Source organism: Acinetobacter sp. F9 (assembly GCF_019195275.1).
Taxonomy (GTDB): Bacteria; Pseudomonadota; Gammaproteobacteria; order Pseudomonadales; family Moraxellaceae; genus Acinetobacter; species Acinetobacter pseudolwoffii.
In genome coordinates this window covers 310786-332937 of the sequence record NZ_CP078068.1, presented here as the reverse complement: position 1 = coordinate 332937, position 22152 = coordinate 310786, and the positions used below count along the sequence as shown (strand labels likewise).

Genomic DNA, 22152 nt, shown 5'->3' with positions numbered 1-22152 from the left:
CTTTAATGCTTCGATTTGATATACCTTAAAAGAATAATGTTGATTGGTCTAAGATCGAATTAGCATTTTTTTATACTTTAAAGGTATTCTATATCATGGAACTTAGACATTTACGCTATTTTGTTGCAGTAGTGGAAGAGCAGAGTTTTACCAAGGCGGCAGAAAAACTATTTATTGCCCAACCGCCTTTAAGCCGGCAGATCCAGAACCTTGAAGCAGAGCTGGATATACAGTTATTTGAACGTGGAAGCCGTCCATTAAAGACCACAGAGGCAGGTCAATTCTTCTACCAGCATGCTGTTAAACTTTTGTCTAATGCCGAAGAGATTAAGTCGATGACCAAGCGTATTGGTATCGCAGATCGTACCATTACTATTGGCTTTGTTGGTTCTTTATTGTTCGGTTTATTGTCACGAATTCTATTTTTATTTAAACAGCAGCATCCTTATCTCAAGATCGAGATGATGGAAATGAATACCTATGAACAGATTCAGGCGCTCAAAGAAGGCCGGATCGATGTGGGTTTCGGCCGTCTAAGAATCTCGGATCCTGCAGTAAAACGGGTCTTGTTGCGTGAAGAGCGTTTGGTGGTGGCGGCGCATGCCAGTCATGTTTTGGCACAACGCGAGAGTCTGCATTTATCTGAACTGGTCGACCAGCAACTGTTTTTATATCCCAATACGGGCAAGGCAAATTTTGCTACCCAGGTTCGTGGCATATTTTCCGAGTATGGATTAGAGCCTAAAAACCTGCGGGTGGTACGTGAACTGCAGTTGGCGCTTGGCTTTGTTGCAGCGGGAGAGGGTGTCTGTATCGCACCGGAAAGTGCACAAAATATTAAATTGGCGCATTTAAACTTTATACCTTTAGCAGATGCATTCGCAGTAAGTCCTGTCTTTATGGCCATACGCAATATGGATGAAAGCGAATACATCCGCTACCTGTTTGATGCGGTATATCAAGTCTATGATCTTGAAGCATTAAAATATGATCGTTCGGTGTTTTAAGCCTGATAAACCACTCAAATATGCACAAACAGGAACCGGATTTTTACAGGATGATGACTGCTGATCGAAAAATAATTCATGATTAAATAATATATTTTCCAGTTAATTTAACGGTTTAGCTTGAATCAGACTTTATAGGTATAAAGGCATGCCTATTCAGTTTTGGACATTAGCGTGCATCTTCTTCATTGTGGCTTTCATAAATTGAACTTCACAATCTGGAGGTGGAGATGTCTACAAATAAAGTGAATATAAATACGCTGATTGATGAAGCAAAGTTTACGCCCTTTCACTGGGGCGTATTGATCTGGTGCTTGCTGATCATTATTTTTGATGGCTATGATCTGGTGATCTATGGGGTCGCGTTGCCTTTACTGATGCAAGAATGGTCATTAACTACAGTGCAAGCAGGTATGCTGGCCAGTACTGCACTGTTTGGTATGATGTTCGGTGCCATGACTTTCGGAACCCTGTCCGACAAGTTAGGCCGTAAAAAAACCATTATGATTTGTGTGGCTATTTTTAGTGGCTTTACCTTTATAGGTGCTTTTGCGACTTCACCGGTTGAATTCGGAATCTTGCGTTTCTTGGCGGGGTTGGGGATTGGCGGCGTCATGCCAAACGTAGTGGCCCTGATGACCGAATATGCGCCCAAGCGTATCCGTAGCACCCTGGTTGCCTTAATGTTTAGTGGCTATGCGATTGGTGGTATGACCTCGGCACTGTTGGGTGCATGGCTGGTACCGCAATATGGCTGGAAAATCATGTTCCTGTTAGCCGGTATTCCACTGTTGCTTTTGCCAGTGATCTGGAAATACTTGCCAGAATCACTGATGTACCTGACCAACAAAAATCAGACTTCCCAAGCGCACGATATTATTCAAAAAATATCTCCGGAACAGGTCATTACCCATGATACTCAATTTGTACTGAATGAAGTGCAGAAAGGTGATGAAGCGCCATTAAAAGCACTTTTCCAACAGGGCCGCAGTTTCAGTACGTTCATGTTCTGGCTAGCGTTCTTTATGTGCCTGTTAATGGTATACGCATTGGGCAGCTGGTTGCCAAAACTGATGATTCAGGCCGGTTACTCGCTTGGTGCCAGCATGATCTTCCTGTTTGCCTTAAATATTGGTGGCATGATCGGTGCAATCGGTGGTGGATATCTGGCAGATCGCTTCCATATCAAGAAAGTACTGACCATCATGTTCTTATGTGGTGCACTGGCCCTGATTCTGCTTGGCTTTAACAGTCCGCAATTCGTCCTATACACCCTGATTGCTGTGGCGGGTGCTGCAACAATTGGCTCGCAAATTCTACTCTATACCTTTGTTGCACAATATTATCCATCGACTGTACGTTCTACAGGCATGGGCTGGGCATCAGGTATTGGACGTATTGGTGCGATTGTTGGTCCGGTATTGACTGGTGCTTTATTAACCATGAATTTACCGCATCAAATGAACTTCTTTGCTATTGCGATTCCTGGTGTGATTGCTGCACTTGCGATTTTCCTGGTCAACTTAAAGACATCAGTAGATGCGCAAGCCCTTGCAAAGTCTGGTGTAAAGCCAAACCCAATGGTAAAAGAAGCGACACATTAAGTTAGATTTAACTTAATAAAGATAATATTCCCAATGATATAGATCGCCATCGTAATGGGTGGTGATCTGTTGCTAGAATCGAAACGCATAATAAAAAGCGAGTTTAGGATGAACACGACATTATTTACCCAAAAATCAATCAATAAGCCAACATTAAAACGTACATTATTGATGAGTATGATTGCAATGAGTATGGGCGGCATGGGCGTATCAGCTCAGGCGCAAACTGCACAAAACAGTCAGCAAGAAATTGAACAGCTCCGTCAGGAAGTTCAGGCCTTACGCGCATTGGTTGAGCAACAGCAAAAACAGACTGCGACTTTAAATACCGCTGTACAAACTCAGCAAGCAGCAGCGGCATCTGCCAAACCTGTGATGAAACTTGCCAGTGGTGCTGAATTCAATCTTTACGGAAATGTCCGTGCCGATGCCTCTTATCAGGCTGAAGGCGGTTCATCTGCACGTATGTATAACCAGATTAATACTGTTCCACTTGAAGGTGTAGGCGAGCGCAGTGATGAGTTCAAATCAACACTTTCTGCTACCCGTTTAGGCATGGACTTTAAAGCACCGGTTGGTGCTGGTGACAAAGCCCTGAGCGGTAAAATTGAGGTAGATTTCCTTGGTGGTGATAAATTTGATAATTTACGTATCCGTCATGCTTATATGAGCTATGCCAACTGGTTAATTGGTCAAACCTGGTCAAACTTTGCAGTGCCGGATTATTTGCCAGAAACTGTCGATGCTTTGGCTTATGCTGGCGGTTCGATTAAACGTACGCCGCAGGTTCGTTATACCAGCACATTCAGTCCAGCAACCAATCTGGTACTGGCAGTAGAAGATCCAAAAGATGCAACCATTACGGGTATTAAACAGCGTTTGCCTGCTTTAACAGCGCGTTTAAATCATAAATTTGCGGATAATCTGAGCGTCAGCGCCCGTGCGATGGGGAATGAAAAGCGTGTCAAAGAAGACGAAGAAATGGCATGGGGTGTAGGGCTTGGTGCAAAATATGAAGTTGTACCGGGTACTACCTTAAAAGCCGATTACTATCATGTTAAAGGTGATAGCAGCTTTGTAACTTATGCCAATAAAGGTGTAGTTGCAGATATAACTGATAATCTTTACCAAAGTGAATTTGATTCAATTTCAGTGGGTATCACCCAGCAGTTTAATGACAAGTTACGCGGTACCTTGGGCTATGGTTATATGAGTTTTGATCAGGATGCTGGTTATATTGATGCTTTATCAGCAGATGATAAGACCAAAACTAACAAGGATCTTTGGCAAGCTTGGGCTAACGTGTTCTATAGTCCAACCAAACCTTTAAGTTTTGGTCTGGAATATGTGTATGGTGAGCGTGAGGCAGTAGCTGCCGCTACACCAAATGGAAGTACTAAAGGTGAAGACAACCGAATCAATGCGGTTGCCATTTACAACTTCTAAGATGCTTGTAAATTCGGGTATCTTGACCTAAAAAAAGCGTGGATGAACTCATTCACGCTTTTTCTATTTCTGCTGAATGGTATCTGCTAAAAGATTCACTGCATTTTCTATCTCGGTGGTCCATTCAAAAGAACAATTCAGGCGCATATAATGCTGACTGGCATGATCCGGTTTAAACAATAATGCAGGGGCGATTGAAATACCTTTCTGAATCAGTTGCTCATAAAGCACCTGTCCATCTAGACCATTTGGCAATTCGATCCAGAGAAAATAACCACTGGAATAATAGTAAATTTTACATGTAGGCGCTAAGCGGTTTTTGAGTTCCTGATAAAACTTCTTTTTATATTTTTCCAGATGATGTCTTAGCTGTCGTAAATGTTTTTCATAATGATGATGCGAAATAAATTCTACCAGCGTGTTCTGGAGTAATGGACTGACCGTCAAAGTGCTCATGAGCTGCAAATGCTGAATGGCATCGGAAAATGGACCGGCATAGACCCAACCAACGCGTGCGCCCATGCCTAGTGTTTTGGAAAATGAAGTACAGTGCAGCACCATCTGATGCTGGTCAAAATATTTAACCGGTAGCGGTTTGGATGAACCATAATTCAATTCCTGATAAACATCATCTTCAATTAAATAGACCTGATATTCATACAAAAGTTCGGCAATTCTCTGTTTAATTTCCGAACTAACAGTAAAGCCAATCGGATTATGCGCGTTCAGCATTAGCCAGCATACCTTGATCGGATACTGTTTCAAAGCCTGTTCAAATGATGCCAGATCAAAACCGGATTGCGGATGCTCAGGGATAGTAATCACCTGCAGCCCCAAACGCTCGGCTGCCTGCCAGGCCCCATAAAATATGGTTTGTTGCAACAGGATAAAATCACCGGGTTGGGTCAATGCCTGTAAAGACAGATTCAGTGCTTCTAATGCTCCAGATGTAATGACAATGTCATCTGCATGGCAAGCAATGCCTTGCAACTGGTAACGATTGGCAATCAGTTGGCGTAAATCCTGATTGCCAGGCGGCATATGATTCTGGTTGTTATAACTGCTTTTTCTTTTGGCCTGCTGCGCCAGAATCTGCATAAATTTGGCGTTATATAACAGCTCTGCATTGGGAAATGCGGAACCAAAAGGCACAATTTCTGCAGCTTGGATCGATTTTAAATAATTAAATACCACAGAGTTGATTTGAACTTTTGGGCTTAAACTAATCTGGATTGGTTGTTTGCTGTTGACCAGATCTGTAGAACGCTCTGCAACGTAATAGCCGGATTTATCTCTGGCATAAACCAGACCTTGCGCTTCAAGTTCCTGATAAGCATTGAGTACCGTCATCAGGCTATAGCCAGACAATTGGGTCTGTTCGCGGAGTGAAGGTAATTTTTCATGTACCTTCCATACGCCGTTTTCAATCATCTGACGGATATTCTGCGCCAGTTTTTCAGACTTATACATACACTTGCTTGAACTAAGACTGTTCTAATTATTTTGATTTATAGCATATTTCAAGGTGCTCAATATAACAAATTAAGTTTAATGTGGTTGTCAGTCTATTTTCAAGCTGGCGTTCTATCGATCTGCTGTACTGTTCTTCTAAGATCAGTATCCAAGTAAATATTTCCATTCAAATGGGATGGTTGTATTAATCGGGTCGACATGAACTCAATACATGATCATTAAATTGAATATCAGGCCTCAACCTTTCTAGAGAAATTCTCTACCTCTCCATCAATCGTATTCTAATTTTTATACGCCTGAGTCACTTCTCTTAATTTGTCACAATTCGATACTTACAAATTCAGATTTACTTGCTAAATTCAGTCCACATGATGATAAAAACTATGTCACGGTCTTAGGCCACCCCATCATGTCTATATAACAACGATACGAATACACGGACCAATAACAAGCACAAAGGAGTGGACAATGCTCGGAAATATGATGTTTCAGCCTTTACTGATCAGCAGCATGATTGAACATGCAGGGCGCTATCATGCCGATACCGAGGTAATTTCCAAAAATACCGACACCAGCATTAAGGTGACTAACTGGGGCGAAATTCATCAAAACTCGAAACGTTTTGCCAAGGTATTGCAACAACTCGGCTTGGAACAGGGAGATCGGGTTGCCACCATTGCCTGGAATAATCATCGCCATTTAGAGTCCTGGTATGCTATTTCTGGCAGCGGTCTGGTCTGTCATACCATTAATCCGCGCCTGTTTCCGGAGCAGCTGATTTTTATTATGAATGATGCGGCAGATCGTGTGGTCATCTTTGATAAAACATTTGTACCTTTAATCAAAGCGGTAAAACCGCTGCTGACCTCAGTCGAGCATTTTATCTGTCTGGATGCTGCCGATCCGAGCGTCACTGAAGCCATTCCAGAAGTACAATTTTATGATGATCTGATTTCCAGTCAACACACAGAATTTGAATGGCCAATCATTGATGAAAACTCAGCCAGTTCACTGTGCTATACATCAGGAACCACGGGCAACCCTAAAGGCGTGCTATATAGTCATCGCTCTACTGTATTACATAGCTATGCCATCATTTTACCGGACTCACTAAATGTCTCGGCTGCCGATATTATGTTGCCAGTGGTGCCGATGTTCCATGTGAATGCATGGGGCACGCCATACGCGGCGGCCATGGTGGGATGTACGCTGGTACTGCCGGGGCCAGGTCTTGATGGTGTTAGTCTGGTGAATCTGATTGATACGTATAAAGTTTCAGTGGCGCTTGGCGTGCCAACCATCTGGCAGGGTTTGATTGCCGCAGCAAACCAGTCAGGTTCCAAGCTGGAAAGTCTGAAACGTAATGTAATCGGAGGATCGGCCTGTCCACCGGCAATGTTACGAACTTTCAAAGAGCAGTTTAACTGTGAAACAATTCATGCTTGGGGCATGACGGAAACAGGTCCAGTGGCTACTGCCAATCAGCTCAAAGCCAAACATTTGCAGCTATCAGATGAAGAAAAACAGCAGATTCGTCTGTCTCAAGGCCGACCGCCATTTGGGGTTAGTGTACGTTTAACTGATGTAGAAAAATGTACGCATGAAATTGAACGAGATGGTGAAACTATCGGAAGTTTACAGGTGAAAGGGCACTGGGTTATTAATAAGTATTTCGGTAAGCAAGAATCTCCATTGACTGAGGATGGTTGGTTAGATACAGGGGATATTGGCACGCTGAATCAAGATGGTTTTGTAAAACTCAGTGACCGTTCCAAAGATTTAATCAAGTCTGGCGGCGAATGGATTTCATCGGTGGATCTGGAAAATATTGCCATGGGCCATCCGGAAATTGCGATGGCGGCGGTGATTGCCGCCCAGCATCCAAAGTGGGATGAACGTCCGGTATTGATTGCCATCAAGAAACCAGAGAGTCAAATTAGTGAAGCTGATCTTCTTGATTATTATCATGATAAAGTCGCTAAATGGCAGGTTCCAGACAGAGTGGTTTTTGTAGACTCAATTCCACTAAGTGGAACTGGAAAGATGCTGAAAAAAGATTTGCGGGAACTCTATGGCGCTATTCTCATGGAACAAGCAGCAGGCTAGAGTTTTACATTGAATCTGATAATCAAAGTGAATGATTGAAACTGACTTCTATACAGGAGTCAGTTTTTTATATAGAGTTAGCAGAATTAACAGATATAAAAATCCCTTTTTCTAAAAAACTACAGTTTCAGCAGATGCTTTTGCTTCATATTGTCCGACAAAAAGCTCTATTATGTTTGATAAGCACATAATTTGACCTGTATTGATATGGTCTGAATTATAAAACGCTTTATGCTGACAATATAATAAATAGACAGTTGTACATTAATATTACTGTCTGCGGATAAGGGGATAAAAATGACAAGTATGCCGACCTATCAGCCGCATTGGGTTCGTGAAGATTTCATTGATTTTATTGGTGAAAAAATCCATCCAACCTGGGCGTTTAAAAAAGTTAAAGCGGCCATTATGGGCATTCAGGCCATTAGTCCTGACTTTTTCAAGATTCACTTGCGCCCGAATCATAATTTTAAAGCCAGGTCATTTCAGGCTGGCCAGCATATTGCAGTAACAATAAGACTCGATGGTGTACGTCATCAGCGATATTATTCTGTGGTGACGGTATTAAAAAATGGTGATTTGATTATTGCGGTGAAACAGCAAGGCAAAGTGTCACGCGCCTTGAGCCAGATGCAAATCGGGGCTGTCATTGAAATTTCGCAGCCGCAAGGTGACTTTATACTGCAAAACTCTAGCCAGCCCACTTTATTTCTGGCATCCGGCAGTGGTATTACTGCAATATATTCCTTGCTGCAAAAAGCAGTGATCCAGTCCCTGGAACAGATCGACCTGATTTATTTTACTCGCGATGATGCCTTTCATGCTGAATTGAAAACCCTGGCTTTAATGCATCCAAACTTGAAATATCATCATTTTAATACACGGGAACAGCAACAGCATCTGAATCAAAGATTATTGCAAAAACTGGTGCCAGATGTTGCAGAACGAAAAATATATGCCTGTGGCTCTGCCGGGATGATGAAGGCTGCACTTAGAATTGTAGAAAAACTGGATTTGAAATCCAATTTTCATTCGGAATATTTCCAGATTGTGGTCGATGAAAAAATTAAGGCGCAGCCAGTACAGTTTTTAAGATCGCAGCAAGCATTTCAGGCTCAGTCCAACTTGCTGGAAAGTGCTGAAAATTCAGGCCTGCGTCCTGCTCATGGTTGCCGGATGGGAATCTGTAATACCTGTTCCTGTACCAAAGTCAGTGGCTCGGTGCGTAATGTCCTGACCGGTGAGGTTGATCATGGCAATAATACCCAGATTAAACTTTGTATTTCCCAGGCGATGAGTCCAGTCGTTATTAATTTATAAGCCAGTATTAAACGAATAAAAAGGTGCTCCCATGAATATGCAAATTGATTTTAAACGACACAGTAAGTCGCAATTTCTCAGTCCTGAACAGATTGAGGAGTTTGGTGCTAAAGTCGATGCGATCCGCCGCGAGGTCATGGACGATCTGGGTGAAAAAGACGCCAATTATATTTATAAAATCCGTAATTTTGTCCGTTATAGCGAAATTGCATCCCGAGGCATGTTGATGTTTGCTGGCTGGTTGCCACCGGTTTGGCTGGCAGGGACAGGGCTGCTTGGCATCTCCAAAATTGTGGAAAATATGGAGCTGGGACATAATGTCATGCACGGTCAGTTCGACTGGATGAATGATCCGACCCTGAACGGAACCACCTATGACTGGGATACGATTTCCACAGGAGATGACTGGAAATATACCCATAACTATATTCATCATACCTATACCAATATTGTCGGGATGGATCATGATGTCGGTTATGGCCTGATTCGGGTCAGTGAATCCCAAAAATGGGAACCACGTTTCCTGTTGAATATTCCACTGGGCATGCAGTTAATGGTGTTTTTTGAATGGTATGTCGGCCTGCAACGCTTGCATCTGGAAGATGTGATTGCCTATAAAACCAAAACCTGGAAAGAAGTTTGGAAAGAAGCGGCTCCACTGCGTCAAAAAATGCGCCGTCAGGTGTTAAAAGATTATGTATTTTTTCCAGTGATTGCTGGCCCGAATGCCATTCCTGTGTTTGCCGGAAATGCTGTAGCCAATGTAATTCGTAGTCTGTGGGCGTCTGCGGTGATTTTTAATGGTCATTTTACGGAAGATGCTGAAACTTTTGAGATGGACAATACCGACAATGAAACCCGTGCTGAGTGGTATTTACGCCAGGTTCGTGGTTCGAGTAATTTTACCGGGACGGACTGGCTGCATATTTTGAGTGGTAATTTGAGCCATCAGATTGAACATCATCTATTTCCGGACATGCCAGCCAATCGCTATGCGCAGGTGGCGCCGAAAGTAAAAGCGCTGTGTGCTGAATATGGCATTCATTATAATGAAGCGAGCTTTATAAAACAGTTTTCTACTGTTTGGGTGCGTCTGGCCAAATGTTCATTGCCGAATCACTGGACTGCACAGATTATTGAAAAAACCCACTCTGCTAAATCTGCATTGAGCTACTTTAAATCCAAAATCATGCCCTAATTTTTAATGTGTGGTATTCACCCGTTTGCTACGCCTCAATAGATTTACATGGTCTATTGAGGCCTTTTTTGCTTTTTTGTCGTTTTAGTAGAAATTGAATCATCCATTTTTATGAATGAAGTATGGAGAGATATTTCAAAAAAATCACCAAAGAAAAACAGATACGGTACTGCTGAAACGCTTTGCCTACAACAACCTGCTTAAGCTCTAGAGGGTTGTCCCTATAATGGCCGCGTTGTCACAATCAAGGTCTCAGTTTTGAAATATCTTCAATTTTTTTCAGGCATCTCATTATTACTGCTTTTAACTGCTTGTAACCTCACAGAAGCACCAGCTCCAGATTATCAAGGAAACTGGAAAAATACGCTGGAAAATCCAAAACTTGAAAATGTATTGGTCATTTCGAAAAATGGTGAAAATTACTTCATTACCAACACCATAAAAGACAAAGAAACTGGTAAAACCGAAGAGAAAAATCCGATGCCGGCAGCAGTGAGCAAAAATGGCTTACTTCAGTTAAATGCAGGTGCAGGTATGGTTGATTTTGCAATCGATGAAAAAACAGGAAATCTGGTCGGTTCAGGCTCAGTCTATGAGAAAGCCAAATAACGTTTTCTTCTCAGGTCAGAGATCTGCAGAAAAAAATGTCATGAAATACAATGATTCATGGCATTTTTTTATTGGGCTAAACTTAATAACTCAGTAAAATCTTCTGCAAAATAATTTGCTTGGACCTTGATCAAATCTATTTCATGAACAGAGTATTGATCATAAACTGCAATCACATCGATTCCTGCATTGTTGGCCGCTTCAACGCCAATTAATGAATCCTCAATAATCAGGCAATCTGCGGCTTGCACCTGAAAATGCTGAAGGGCATTGAAATAGACTTCAGGATGCGGCTTGATGTTCTGCACATTTTCACGGGTCAAGAGCAGGGCAAAGTCATCATTAAAGCTGATTTTTTTGTTAATGTTTTGATTATTGTCCTGATAACGCTGCACATTGAACAAACTGGTGGTTGTGGTCAGGGCGATCTGAATCCCTTGTTGTTTCAGGGCTTGAATGAACCGTTCAGCATGTGGTTTTAGCTCGACCACATGATCGAGAAAATGCCGTGAAATTGCATAACGGCGGTTTTTTACTTCTTCTTTATTCGGCGCAAATCCATAAAGCGCTTTTAAATAAGCACAATATTCCAGATAGGGATCCGGCCGATGTTTAAATTTTTTGAGCTGAAGATCGCGCTGTTGCTGGATCTGACTTAAGTCGACTTCAATATTTGCCAACTCCTGAATCAGCGCAGCATCGACCTGATTCCAGACTCCCACAGAATCAATCAAGGTGCCATCCAAATCAAAACACACCAACTTTTTGCCTTGGAACATATGATATTTCTCTTAATTTGCATCGTTAATTCTGTGGGCTTGAGTATATAGCATGAAGCTTGCGTGTTTAAGTTGACCAAGGAAAAACAGAAGTGCATATTTACAACAGAACTACTTGTAACGAGGCTCCACATCAGAGAAAAGTAATTTTTAACACCACATGGAAATTGACTGATCCTAGAAATCGTTGCAAAGTGTTATATTTGAACATTGGCAATTGATAAAATGATGTCGATGATATCTTCGTCAAAATTATTAGAAAGTTAAAGGAAATGTGTTTCTGTGTTTGAACTTGACTGTAAATTGCTCAGTATTTTTTATTATGTCTATAAATTTAAAAACGTATCTCAGGCAGCTGATCATTTAGACATGAGCCAGCCAGCGGTGAGCAATCTGCTGAATAAAATTCGCCAGCATTATGGTGATCCTTTATTTTTACGTATTGGCAATGAAATGCTGCCGACAGATTTATCTAAGCAGTTGTTTCCCTTGGTCAGTGAAGCACTCAGTAAAGTTGAAGCGATTAATAATTTCACCATCAATTTTGATCAGGTCACTTCACAGCAACGTTTTACACTGGCGATGACCGATGTATCGCATCTGGTGTTATTGCCAAAAATTTCACAGTATCTCAAGCAGCATGCATCACATATCCGCCTGAATGTGCGTCCGATTACCTCGGAAACCAGTTATCAGATGGCCAATGGCGAGATTGATCTGGCTTTGGGCTTCTTGCCAAATTTGGAGAATGGCTTTTATCAGCAGAAACTGTTTGAACAGTATTATGTGGTGATCGCAGCGAAAGACCATCCGCGACTAACGGGTGACAGCATCACGACCGAAGAGTATTTACGTGAAACCCATATCGATATTGATGCCGGGATGGGGCATTACCATATTGAAAATGAATTGCTGAATCTGGAACTCAAGCGCGACATTCTAATGCGTCTGCCCAGCTATTTAGGCGTGGGACTGGTGGTACAGGAAACCGATGCGATTGCGACCGTGCCTTATTATTTGAGTGAAGTCCTGTTATCACGTGGCAATCTCAAGATTTTTGGGGCACCGATTGCTTTCCCGACCTATTCTGTAAAGCAGTATTGGCATATGTCCTGTCATCATAAAACCAGTCATCAATGGCTACGCAATATGTTGCATGAAATCTTAAGCAAATAGCATTTCAGCATACATGCATTGTGCTGCAATCTGCTTTTTCTCTATCTCAGAGATTTCGACACCATCCCATTTTTCAATCTGCTCGATTAACCAGATAAAATCGGCAAGCTGCGGTTTCGCACTTGCACCAACAAGATTGCGGATGATGTTTTGAATTTTATGATAGTCACAGACATGACGCTGTGCAGAGCATTCAAACTGGATAATCTGAGAATCAACCAGCATGTCCCAAACTTGGGACAGATTAGCACGCTGTTTTAAATCCGTTTGGGCTTTCTGGACAGCATTGACCAAAGCCTTCACCGTGCATGGATGTAATTCTGCCCATTCCTGAGTCATGGCCAGAACCTTGTCGGCAACTTTAGGAATGACATTCTGGCTTGCAGCGACAATTAAACTATAGCCTTCAAGTTTGGCCTGAATATTCCAGGGTTCTCCCACGCAAAAACCATCAAATACCTGTTCTGCGATTCCTTTTACCATGGAAGGCGGTGGAGACGTCATCAGCTGGATATTCTTGGCCAGTTGTGGATCAGTCAGCGCCAGCCATTCTTTTAAACAGTAATGGTGAATCGAATATTTATACACATAGGCCAGATTGATGGGATGATTCTGTTGTAAAGCCTGTACAAGTTTTTTTGAGGTACTTTCTTCATCATCCCCTGGCTGGATGCCGAGTTCATAACACAGATCTTGCCGTAGGCTAATAAAAGCCTGATTCACGCTCAGTACTAGAGGGGTTTGCAAAGCCACCTGTAACTGGTCTGTGCCCAAGGCAGCAGCGGGCAACATGGCGGACAGACAATGTGCAGCATCCAGAAAGCCATAGGCCAGACGGTCACGCAGACTTGACCAGGAGGCTTCACGGATTAAATTGATGGTTAATCCTTGCTCGGCAAAATAACCCTGTTTTTCGGCCCAGAGAATGGCAACACAATCAAGTAAAGGAATATAGCCAATATTGAGTTCAGTTTTTTCTAATGTGGACATATGCTTTTCCTTATTGGCCCAGTAACAGCTTCTGTGCATCCAGTAAGCGTCTGGCCATTTCACCAATGGTAATCCGGTGACTCATGGCATTTTTACGCAATAAAGCAAAAGCTTGTTCTTCCGTTAAGGCATGTAGCTGGATGAGCAGGGCTTTGGCTTTATCGATATCTTTACGGTCAATCAGCTTGTCCTGGATTTCTTTTAAATCATTCAGCAGCTTTTTATGCTTGCGAAACTGTTCAATTGAAATTTCCAGAATGCTTTCTAATTTGGTGGGATCAATACCATCGACAATATAGGCCGTGATTCCGGCATCAATCGCACTTTTGATGGTGTCTTTGTTGGAGTTCTGGGTAAACAGCACGGTCGGAAGTTCATATTGGCTGACACAGCTTTCAATAATATCCCGATGCGGATGATCCATATTCAGCAGGATCACATCTGCATGAATACCCTTAACATGTACCATATTCAGGTCATTCAGGATTAAACAGGCCACCACCTGAAAATCATGTGAAAGTAAGGATTCTTGGATGAATTGGGCGCGCTCCAGATCATCATCAATAAGAGCAATTCGTAATTTGGACATGGAATATTTTCAAGTAAGGCCTAAGGAATATTCAAGCAGGAATAAAGCAAAAAACATGCCATTAAATTGGTGCATAAAATTCTATTTTTCTGTTCAATTTAGTGCACAGCTTTAGGGATTCCAGCTGATAGCTCATCAAAATGAAGCATTTAGGTACATCATCTGCCTGAAATAAGGCGTTTTCTTATTGGAAAAGTTGGCACGATTTCTGCATTTATTAAATCGTCAAAGATGACTTTCAATACTAACAACGGCCAACGATGTCCGTTCTGATCGTAATTGCATTTTCAAGGAGTGTGATTGGTATTTCGTTCAGCACAGGATAAATGACATGGGCAGTTGTTCAGCAATACAAAACGCACAAGCGTTTCAACCCTTCATCCAGCATTACAAAGTGCTGGGTTGCGGTATTTACAACATATTCAATCAGCAGACATATCAATGCCTAGACGTGATATGTGGCTTTTTATCATCTTTAAAAAAACAATAGTTGGAGTGCAGATATGAAAATTCTCATGATTGGGCATGGCATGGTGGGGCACAAATTCATCGAATCTGTACTGGAAAAGGCTGGTGATGACATTGAGCTGACCATTTTGGCAGAAGAGCCACATTTAGCTTATGACCGGGTACATTTGACTGAATATTTCAGCGGCAAGTCGGTCAAGGATCTGAGCCTATGCCGTAGTGATTTTGCCGATGCCTATGGCATTGATTTGCGACTTAATACCAAAGCGGTTGAAATTGATCAGCTCAATAAAACCGTCACCACCAGCCAGGGTGATGTACTGAATTTTGACAAGTTGATTCTCGCTACCGGCTCTTATGCCTTTGTACCGCCAATCCCGGGCAATGACCGTCAGAATTGCTTTGTTTATCGTACCATTGAAGATCTGGATGCTATTCGTGCAGCCAGTCTGAATGCAAAAACTGGCGTAGTGATTGGTGGCGGCTTGCTAGGGCTGGAAGCAGCAAAAGCCCTGCGAGATCTGAATCTGGAAACCCATGTTGTCGAGTTTGCGCCACGTCTGATGGCGGTGCAGATTGATGATCTGGGCGGCCGGGTACTGCGCTCTAAAATTGAAGACCTAGGTGTCAAGGTGCATACTCAAAAGGCCACGTCGAGTATTGAAGATGGTGATACTGCCCAGCATGTGATGAAGTTCGGAGATGGTTCGGTACTTGAAACCGATATCATCCTGTTCTCGGCCGGTATTCGTCCGCGTGATGAACTGGCCCGGCAGAGCGGTCTGCTCATCGGTGAACGAGGCGGTATCATCATTAATGATTATTGCCAGACCTCACATCCGGACATTTATGCCATTGGTGAATGTGCACTTTGGGACAATAAAATTTATGGTCTGGTTGCACCAGGCTATGACATGGCGCGTATCGCAGCGAAACATGTACTGGGCCAAGAGAGTCATGCATTCGCTGGCGCCGACATGAGCACCAAGCTCAAACTGATGGGTGTGGATGTTGCTTCTATTGGTGACGCACATGCCATGTCACCTGGTGCCTTGAGCTATTTCTATGCTGATGAAGCCGCGCAGGTTTATAAAAAAATCGTGGTGTCAGCAGACAGGACCAAGCTGCTGGGCGCGGTGCTGGTGGGCTGTGCCAAAGAGTATAGCGATCTCCTACAAATGATGCTGAATGGTCTGGCTGTGCCGGAGCAACCGGAAAGCCTGATCATGCCAGGCTTTGATCAGTCAACTTCCAAATCGGGTGGCAGTGGCATCGATTTATTGCCTGACAGTGCGACCATCTGTTCCTGTAATAACGTTTCCAAAGCTGATATCTGTTCAGCCATTGATGGCGGTGCAACTTCATTGGGTGCACTGAAAAAATGCACGCAGGCTGCAACGGCGTGCGGTGGCTGTGCGCCACTGGTGACGCAGGTTCTCAAATCCGAATTACAGCGTCAGGGTGTCACGGTGAACAATCACCTGTGCGAACATTTTGCCTATTCGCGTCAGGAACTGTATCACCTGGTACGCGTGCATGAAATCAAGACTTTCTCTGACCTGATTCAGCAACATGGTCATGGGATGGGCTGTGATATCTGCAAACCGACTGTGGCCAATATTCTGGCATCCTGCTGGAATGATTTTGTTCTGAAACCAAGTCATGCCGGTTTGCAGGACAGCAATGACTATTATCTGGGCAATATCCAGAAAGATGGTTCCTATTCGATTGTGCCACGTGTGGCAGGCGGCGAGATCACCCCGGATGGCCTGATTAGCATCGGTCAGATTGCCAAAGATTATGGCTTATATACGAAAATCACGGGTGGACAACGGATTGACATGTTTGGTGCGCAGGTACATCAATTACCGGAAATCTGGGGAAAACTGATCAATGCCGGTTTCGAGTCCGGACATGCCTACGGCAAATCCTTACGTACCGTGAAATCTTGTGTGGGCAGTACCTGGTGCCGTTTTGGCGTCGATGATTCTGTCGGCTTGGCGATTTTTCTGGAAAACCGTTACAAGGGCCTGCGTTCACCGCATAAAACCAAAATGGCCGTATCCGGCTGTACCCGTGAATGTGCCGAAGCACAAAGCAAGGATGTGGGGGTGATTGCCACGGAAAAAGGCTGGAATTTATATGTCTGCGGCAATGGCGGTATGAAGCCGCGCCATGCTGAACTACTCGCCTCGGATCTGGATACTTCCACACTGATCAAATATATCGACCGCTTCTTTATGTTCTATATCCAGACGGCGGATCGTCTACAGCGCACCAGTGTATGGCGTGACAATATGGAAGGTGGGCTGGATTATCTGAAAGATGTCATTGTGCACGATTCGCTTGGCATTGCGGCTGAACTGGAAAGCCGTATGCAGCATGTGATTGGCACTTATCAGGATGAATGGCGCACCGCGATTGAAGATCCAGAAGTACGCAAACGCTTTAAAACCTTTATCAACGCCAAAGCAGCCGAGCAGAATGACCCGCATATTCAGTTTGCACCTGTACGTGGTCAGATCCGGCCAAAGACTGACGCTGAACGTGATTTAAACCGTATTCCAGTGGTTGAAGCCTAAATACCACAGTCAGGGAGAATGAAAATGACAATTTTAAAAGACATGAACGAACTGAACTGGTACGAAGTCTGTCATCTGGATGAGATCACCCCGAATACCGGTGTTGCAGCCCTGATTGAAGATCAGCAGATTGCAATTTTTCGCGTGGGTCAGGAACAGCGGGTTTATGCGCTTAGCAATCAGGATCCGTTTAGTCTGGCCAATGTCATGGCACGTGGCATTCTGGGTGATCTGCAAGGTGAGCGTGTAGTCGCATCCCCAATTTACAAGCAGCATTTCAGTCTGGTGACCGGTCGTTGTCTGGAAGAACAAGAGCAGAAATTACTAGTATTTCCAACCCGAATTGAAAATGGCAAAGTTCTGGTGAGTCCAACTCCACAAAAGACCTATATTTCCAGTAATGGTCAAAACACAGAGCGTTTAAAACTGGTACTGGTCGGGAATGGGCTAGCGGGTATGCGTTGTCTGGAAGATTTGCTGGATATGGCGCCAGATCGTTATGACATTACCGTGATTGGGGAAGAGCCATGGGGTAATTACAACCGGATCATGTTGTCACCGGTATTGTCTGGTGAGAAAAGCTTTGCCGAAATTATGCTGCATTCAGCCGACTGGTATGCCGAAAAAGGCATTCGATTCATCGCTGGAGATGCTGCCATCGCTATCGACCGTTCGCGTAAACAGGTTCATACCGGAAAAGGCGAAGTCGTTGCTTATGATCGTCTGATCCTCGCGACCGGTTCCAAACCTTTCGTACCGCCAATTCCGGGTGCTGAACTTGAAGGCGTGATGAGCTTCCGGGATATTCAGGATGTTAACCGCATGCTGGATTACTGCAAAACCAAGCAAAACGCCGTCGTGATTGGGGGCGGCCTGCTGGGACTGGAAGCAGCTTATGGACTGAAGCAGCAGGGGATGAATGTGACTGTGCTGCACCTGATAGACCGTATTATGGATCGTCAGCTGGATATGAAAGCCAGTCAAATGCTGAAAAAATCAATTGAAGAAAAAGGTATTAGGATTATCACCGAAGCCAATACCGAAGAACTACTCGGTAGTGATGGTCACGTGACTCAACTGCGCTTAAAAGACGGGACAATGCTGGATGCTGATCTGGTGGTATTCGCCGTCGGGATTCGACCAAATAAAAGTCTGGCCGAACAGTCTGGCCTGCGCTGTAACCGCGGCGTGCTGGTGAATGACACCATGCAGACCTATGATCCGAGTATTTATGCAGTGGGTGAATGTATTGAGCATCGTGGTCAGACCTTTGGATTGGTTGAGCCATTATGGGGACAGGCCTTTATCTGTGCGACTCATCTGGCTGAACATGGCCGACTGACCTTTAAGGCACCGACTGTTCCGACCCAGCTTAAGGTCAGCGGATGTGACGTATTCTCGGCAGGTAATTTTGAACCGACTAATGATTTCGAAGATATCGTGCTGAATGATGAGAAGCGTCAGATTTATAAACGGATCATCATTCAACAGGACAAGGTCATTGGTGCTGTGCTATTTGGCGATACCGAAGATGGGGCTTGGTATGCAGAACTGATTGCAGACCAGACACCAATTAGTAATATCCGCAGCAAACTGCTTTTTGGTCGGGATTTTGCATTAAAAAAGGCAGGGTAATCGGATAAATCTCTCCAGCCATTCTTTAGCAAAGGAGGGTTGGGGAGGATTAAATTTTAGGCTTGCTCATTCAGAAATTATATTGCTGGATAAGCCTTCAATTGTAGGTTGGTGCAACAAAGCCAATTACATTTAAAAATATGGCACGTTATTTGCTGATCTATTTAGTAAATATGGCAACGGCGCCATGACACGATTGATCTGCTTAAATAATGCAAGGCAAAGACGCCTAGGGTTGAAATAGACCTTAGGCGTCTTTTTATTTAATAACAGGCAAGAAATTTTTATATAAAGGGGATAAAACTATGGCTTATCTTGCTCCTGCAGAGTTTGCAAAAAAAGTAGTCGATGCTGGTGAAGCAAAACTGCATATGGCCACACGTGATGTTGTAATTCGTGCATTTATGGCCGGTGCGATTCTGGCGCTGGCAGCAGTATTTGCGGTGACGATTGCTGTACAGACAGGGGTGCCACTGATCGGTGCACTGTTATTTCCAGTCGGGTTTTGCATGTTATATCTATTGGGCTATGACCTGTTGACCGGGGTATTTGTATTGACTCCTTTGGCCTGGCTAGACAAACGTCCAGGGGTAACATGGGCGCGTATTTTAAAAAACTGGGGTCTGGTTTTTTTAGGCAATTTTATTGGATGTTTAACCGTCGCGATCTTGATGGCGGCGGTCTATACCATGGGTTTCGCAGCTGAACCAAACGAAGTCGGCGTGAAAATTGCTCATATTGGTGAAGACCGGACTTTGGGTTATGCCGAATATGGCTTTGCTGGCTGGATGACCATCTTTATACGCGGCATGCTGTGTAACTGGATGGTGTCACTTGGTGTGATTGGCGCCATGATGTCAACAACTGTAAGTGGAAAATTCATTGCCATGTGGATGCCGATCATGCTGTTCTTTGCCATGGGATTTGAGCATTCTGTCGTGAATATGTTCCTGTTCCCATTTGCCATGATGATGGGCGGTGATTTCTCGATTACAGACTATTTCTTGTGGAATGAATTACCGGTAGTGCTGGGTAACCTGGTTGGTGGTTTAGCTTTAACTGGTCTGGCGCTGTATACCACGCATGTCCGTACAGGTGATAAAAAAGAATTTTAATTTGAGCATGATATTTATGTCTTGAAATTGAAGGGATCGATTCGATCCCTTTTCGAGTGTCTACAATGAATAAAAAATTAAAGATCAGTATCGGACAATATTCTTCCGCCGGAATCAAAGCACAAAATCAGGATTTTCATGGCATTTATATTCCTGAAGGCCATGCGCTGAGCAGCAAAGGTATTGCCTGTGCCATTGCAGACGGGATTAGCAGCAGCAATGTCAGCCATATTGCGGCAGAAACGGCGGTCAGTAGTTTTTTATCCGATTATTATTCAACTTCGGATGCATGGAGTACCCAAACTTCAGCTGCTCGGGTGATTCGTGCGACCAACTCTTGGCTGTATGCGCAAACCCAACAGAGTCAGGGACGCTTTGATAAAGATCATGGTTATGTCTGCACCTTGAGTGCACTGATTTTGAAACAAAACAGGGCACATATTTTTCATGCAGGTGATAGCCGTGTTTATCGCATTCAAGCCCAAAGCATTGAACAGCTGACCATTGATCATCGGGTTCGTTTATCTTCAACCGAGCATTATTTAAGTCGTGCTTTAGGTGTAGATCATCGGATTGAAGTCGATTATCAACAACTTGAATTATGTGAAGATGATTTATTTCTCTTGATGACCGATGGTGTCTATGAATTTATCGATATACAGCAGATCTCGGATTTGCTACAACAAAAACAAAATCTGGATACTATTGCCAAATCTATCGTCGAACTGGCCTTAAAGCGCGGCAGCGATGACAATCTCACCATTCAAATCATCCGAATTGATGCATTAGCTCAAGAGAAAAGCTTTCAGATTCAGGAAAATATTTTATTTCCACAGCAACTCAGTCATGGTGATTTGTTTGAAGGTTATCGCATTCATAAAATCCTGCACCAAAATCATCGCAGTAGCCTTTATTTGGCGCAGGATGCAGCCACACAAGCTCAGCTGGTCATTAAAACCTTGTCTGTCGATTTGCAGGATGACCTGAAAGCAGTGGAACAATTCCAGCTGGAAGACTGGGTATCCAAGCGTTTAAAACATGAAAACCTGATGCACTACTATCCGCATACAGGCAGTAAAAAGTTTTTATTTCAAAGTTATGAATACTTGCAAGGGGAAAGCTTAAACCGATGGCTACATCGGCAAAAAACTGCTTTAAGTTTACAACACCTGATTCCGATTATTGAACAGGTGGCCAAAGCACTGAATGCCATGCATCGACTTGAAATGCTGCATCAGGATGTACGGCCAGAAAATGTCATGCTGCTTGAACCGATTGATGCTTTGAAAGTAAAACTGATTGATTATGGATCGACGGCGGTTAGAGGGCTGGTCGAACTGAATCCTAAACATGCAGATGTGCCTTTGGGAACGCTGGCATTTATGGCACCAGAGTATTTTATAGGGCGCTCACCCTCGGTAAAATCAGATCAGTTTTCACTGGCGGTGATGAGCTATTATTTATTGACCCGGCAATTACCCTATGGAACAGAGCTGGCGCGTTGCAAGACTGAAAAAGCTTTAAAACAGGTACGCTATCATTCACTGTCTGAATATCGTCCGGATTTGCCCAAGGGTTTGGATGCGATTTTTAAAAAAGCACTGTCAATTCGTCCAGAGCAACGTTATGAGGCACTTTCAGCATTTATGTATGACTTGAAACAGCCTGATCTTGAATTAAAAAAATCTGTTTCACGTCCTGTGATTGAGCGTCATCCCCTGACATTCTGGAAATGCTGCACCGCGATTCTGTTTATCTTATTGCTCTTGGTCTTTTCCTTATATTTTACAAAATAAAGCTCTTTAATAGGCTATTCAATTATATTTTTTGAATTGTCAGCAGCAAGTTCGGGAATGTTTGGCATATTATTCAGTCCAAATATCTGCTTATTCTATGTGCAGGTTTTAATGAAACAGTTGCTGTTTGCATCACTTTATGTTCACGCGGTTTTCACCCTTTTTCTGCTCAATGAGTGAATAATTTTTGAATATGAGTCAGGTTGAGTCTGATCCAAAATTTATCCTTTAGCCCAGATTCAAGACCCAGTGCTCAGTA

At 43.4% G+C, this 22152-nt stretch carries 16 protein-coding genes; 12 read left to right on the top strand and 4 right to left on the bottom strand.

Annotated elements, in window-relative coordinates; translation table 11 throughout:
* The first annotated feature begins 95 nt into the window (after positions 1-95).
* The 3 genes from KT990_RS01495 (at position 96) to KT990_RS01485 (ending at position 4057) form a co-directional block, all read left to right on the top strand.
* Positions 96-1007 carry a LysR family transcriptional regulator gene (locus tag KT990_RS01495; protein WP_218209012.1) on the top strand — a complete coding sequence of 304 codons (912 nt, stop codon included), beginning with the start codon at positions 96-98 and terminating at the stop codon, positions 1005-1007.
* Between the two features lie 230 nt (positions 1008-1237).
* On the top strand, positions 1238-2611 hold the full coding sequence (locus tag KT990_RS01490) for an MFS transporter (RefSeq protein WP_218209011.1): 1374 nt from the start codon (positions 1238-1240) through the stop codon (positions 2609-2611).
* Positions 2612-2719: 108 nt separating this feature from the next.
* Complete coding sequence (locus KT990_RS01485) at positions 2720-4057, top strand: DcaP family trimeric outer membrane transporter (protein ID WP_218209010.1); 1338 nt, start codon at positions 2720-2722, stop codon at positions 4055-4057.
* Positions 4058-4120: 63 nt separating this feature from the next.
* Here KT990_RS01485 and KT990_RS01480 read toward each other — a convergent pair whose 3' ends face one another.
* Complete coding sequence (locus KT990_RS01480; RefSeq protein ID WP_218209009.1) at positions 4121-5527, bottom strand: PLP-dependent aminotransferase family protein; 1407 nt, start codon at positions 5525-5527, stop codon at positions 4121-4123.
* 471 nt (positions 5528-5998) lie between these two features.
* Here KT990_RS01480 and KT990_RS01475 point away from each other — a divergent pair, with 471 nt between their 5' ends.
* The 4 genes from KT990_RS01475 (at position 5999) to KT990_RS01460 (ending at position 10763) form a co-directional block, all read left to right on the top strand.
* The gene (locus KT990_RS01475; protein ID WP_180096633.1) at positions 5999-7636 is read left to right on the top strand and encodes a long-chain-fatty-acid--CoA ligase; all 1638 of its coding nucleotides are present in this window, start codon (positions 5999-6001) and stop codon (positions 7634-7636) included.
* A gap of 297 nt (positions 7637-7933) precedes the next feature.
* Complete coding sequence (locus KT990_RS01470) at positions 7934-8956, top strand: flavin reductase family protein (RefSeq protein ID WP_205668329.1); 1023 nt, start codon at positions 7934-7936, stop codon at positions 8954-8956.
* A 31-nt stretch (positions 8957-8987) separates the two neighbouring features.
* The gene (locus KT990_RS01465; RefSeq protein ID WP_005096944.1) at positions 8988-10154 is read left to right on the top strand and encodes a fatty acid desaturase family protein; all 1167 of its coding nucleotides are present in this window, start codon (positions 8988-8990) and stop codon (positions 10152-10154) included.
* A gap of 258 nt (positions 10155-10412) precedes the next feature.
* Positions 10413-10763, top strand: a complete 351-nt coding sequence (locus KT990_RS01460) for a hypothetical protein (protein WP_074382760.1) — start codon at positions 10413-10415, stop codon at positions 10761-10763.
* Positions 10764-10831: 68 nt separating this feature from the next.
* Here the strand turns inward: KT990_RS01460 and KT990_RS01455 are convergent, their stop codons facing one another.
* Positions 10832-11542, bottom strand: coding sequence for an HAD family hydrolase (locus tag KT990_RS01455; protein ID WP_005096941.1), 711 nt, complete (start codon positions 11540-11542; stop codon positions 10832-10834).
* Positions 11543-11824: 282 nt separating this feature from the next.
* On the opposite strand from KT990_RS01455, the gene KT990_RS01450 reads away from it, so the two are divergent.
* Complete coding sequence (locus KT990_RS01450; protein WP_005096940.1) at positions 11825-12718, top strand: LysR family transcriptional regulator; 894 nt, start codon at positions 11825-11827, stop codon at positions 12716-12718.
* Here KT990_RS01450 and KT990_RS01445 read toward each other — a convergent pair.
* Both KT990_RS01445 and KT990_RS01440 read right to left on the bottom strand, forming a co-directional pair.
* Positions 12707-13708 (bottom strand): ABC transporter substrate-binding protein, encoded by a 1002-nt coding sequence (locus tag KT990_RS01445; protein WP_218209008.1) that lies wholly within the window; start codon positions 13706-13708, stop codon positions 12707-12709. The genes KT990_RS01450 and KT990_RS01445 overlap by 12 nt on opposite strands.
* A 10-nt stretch (positions 13709-13718) precedes the next feature.
* A complete protein-coding gene (locus tag KT990_RS01440; RefSeq protein ID WP_218209007.1) occupies positions 13719-14297 on the bottom strand; it encodes an ANTAR domain-containing response regulator in 579 nt (192 codons plus the stop codon).
* A 503-nt stretch (positions 14298-14800) separates the two neighbouring features.
* Between KT990_RS01440 and nirB the strand changes: the two genes are divergently transcribed.
* The 4 genes from nirB (at position 14801) to KT990_RS01420 (ending at position 21893) form a co-directional block, all read left to right on the top strand.
* Positions 14801-17347: a nitrite reductase large subunit NirB gene (gene nirB / locus KT990_RS01435; protein ID WP_218209006.1), complete on the top strand. Its 2547-nt coding sequence runs from the start codon at positions 14801-14803 to the stop codon at positions 17345-17347.
* A gap of 24 nt (positions 17348-17371) precedes the next feature.
* Positions 17372-18982: a nitrite reductase small subunit NirD gene (gene nirD / locus KT990_RS01430; RefSeq protein ID WP_218209005.1), complete on the top strand. Its 1611-nt coding sequence runs from the start codon at positions 17372-17374 to the stop codon at positions 18980-18982.
* 305 nt (positions 18983-19287) lie between these two features.
* Entirely contained in the window at positions 19288-20097 is an 810-nt protein-coding gene (locus KT990_RS01425) for a formate/nitrite transporter family protein (protein WP_005170868.1), read from the top strand.
* A gap of 65 nt (positions 20098-20162) precedes the next feature.
* On the top strand, positions 20163-21893 hold the full coding sequence (locus KT990_RS01420) for a bifunctional protein-serine/threonine kinase/phosphatase (RefSeq protein ID WP_218209004.1): 1731 nt from the start codon (positions 20163-20165) through the stop codon (positions 21891-21893).
* The last annotated feature ends 259 nt before the right edge of the window (positions 21894-22152 follow it).

Excerpts from the sequence above, each read along its gene's own strand:
- KT990_RS01490 (WP_218209011.1), top strand. The coding sequence starts at position 1,238 with ATGTCTACAAATAAAGTGAATATAAATACGCTGATTGATGAAGCAAAG.
- KT990_RS01485 (WP_218209010.1), top strand. The coding sequence starts at position 2,720 with ATGAACACGACATTATTTACCCAAAAATCAATCAATAAGCCAACATTA.
- KT990_RS01420 (WP_218209004.1), top strand. The coding sequence starts at position 20,163 with ATGAATAAAAAATTAAAGATCAGTATCGGACAATATTCTTCCGCCGGA.
- KT990_RS01425 (WP_005170868.1), top strand. The coding sequence starts at position 19,288 with ATGGCTTATCTTGCTCCTGCAGAGTTTGCAAAAAAAGTAGTCGATGCT.
- KT990_RS01440 (WP_218209007.1), bottom strand. The coding sequence starts at position 14,297 with ATGTCCAAATTACGAATTGCTCTTATTGATGATGATCTGGAGCGCGCC.
- KT990_RS01465 (WP_005096944.1), top strand. The coding sequence starts at position 8,988 with ATGAATATGCAAATTGATTTTAAACGACACAGTAAGTCGCAATTTCTC.
- KT990_RS01475 (WP_180096633.1), top strand. The coding sequence starts at position 5,999 with ATGCTCGGAAATATGATGTTTCAGCCTTTACTGATCAGCAGCATGATT.
- nirD (WP_218209005.1), top strand. The coding sequence starts at position 17,372 with ATGACAATTTTAAAAGACATGAACGAACTGAACTGGTACGAAGTCTGT.
- KT990_RS01455 (WP_005096941.1), bottom strand. The coding sequence starts at position 11,542 with ATGTTCCAAGGCAAAAAGTTGGTGTGTTTTGATTTGGATGGCACCTTG.
- KT990_RS01495 (WP_218209012.1), top strand. The coding sequence starts at position 96 with ATGGAACTTAGACATTTACGCTATTTTGTTGCAGTAGTGGAAGAGCAG.
- KT990_RS01470 (WP_205668329.1), top strand. The coding sequence starts at position 7,934 with ATGACAAGTATGCCGACCTATCAGCCGCATTGGGTTCGTGAAGATTTC.
- nirB (WP_218209006.1), top strand. The coding sequence starts at position 14,801 with ATGAAAATTCTCATGATTGGGCATGGCATGGTGGGGCACAAATTCATC.
- KT990_RS01445 (WP_218209008.1), bottom strand. The coding sequence starts at position 13,708 with ATGTCCACATTAGAAAAAACTGAACTCAATATTGGCTATATTCCTTTA.
- KT990_RS01480 (WP_218209009.1), bottom strand. The coding sequence starts at position 5,527 with ATGTATAAGTCTGAAAAACTGGCGCAGAATATCCGTCAGATGATTGAA.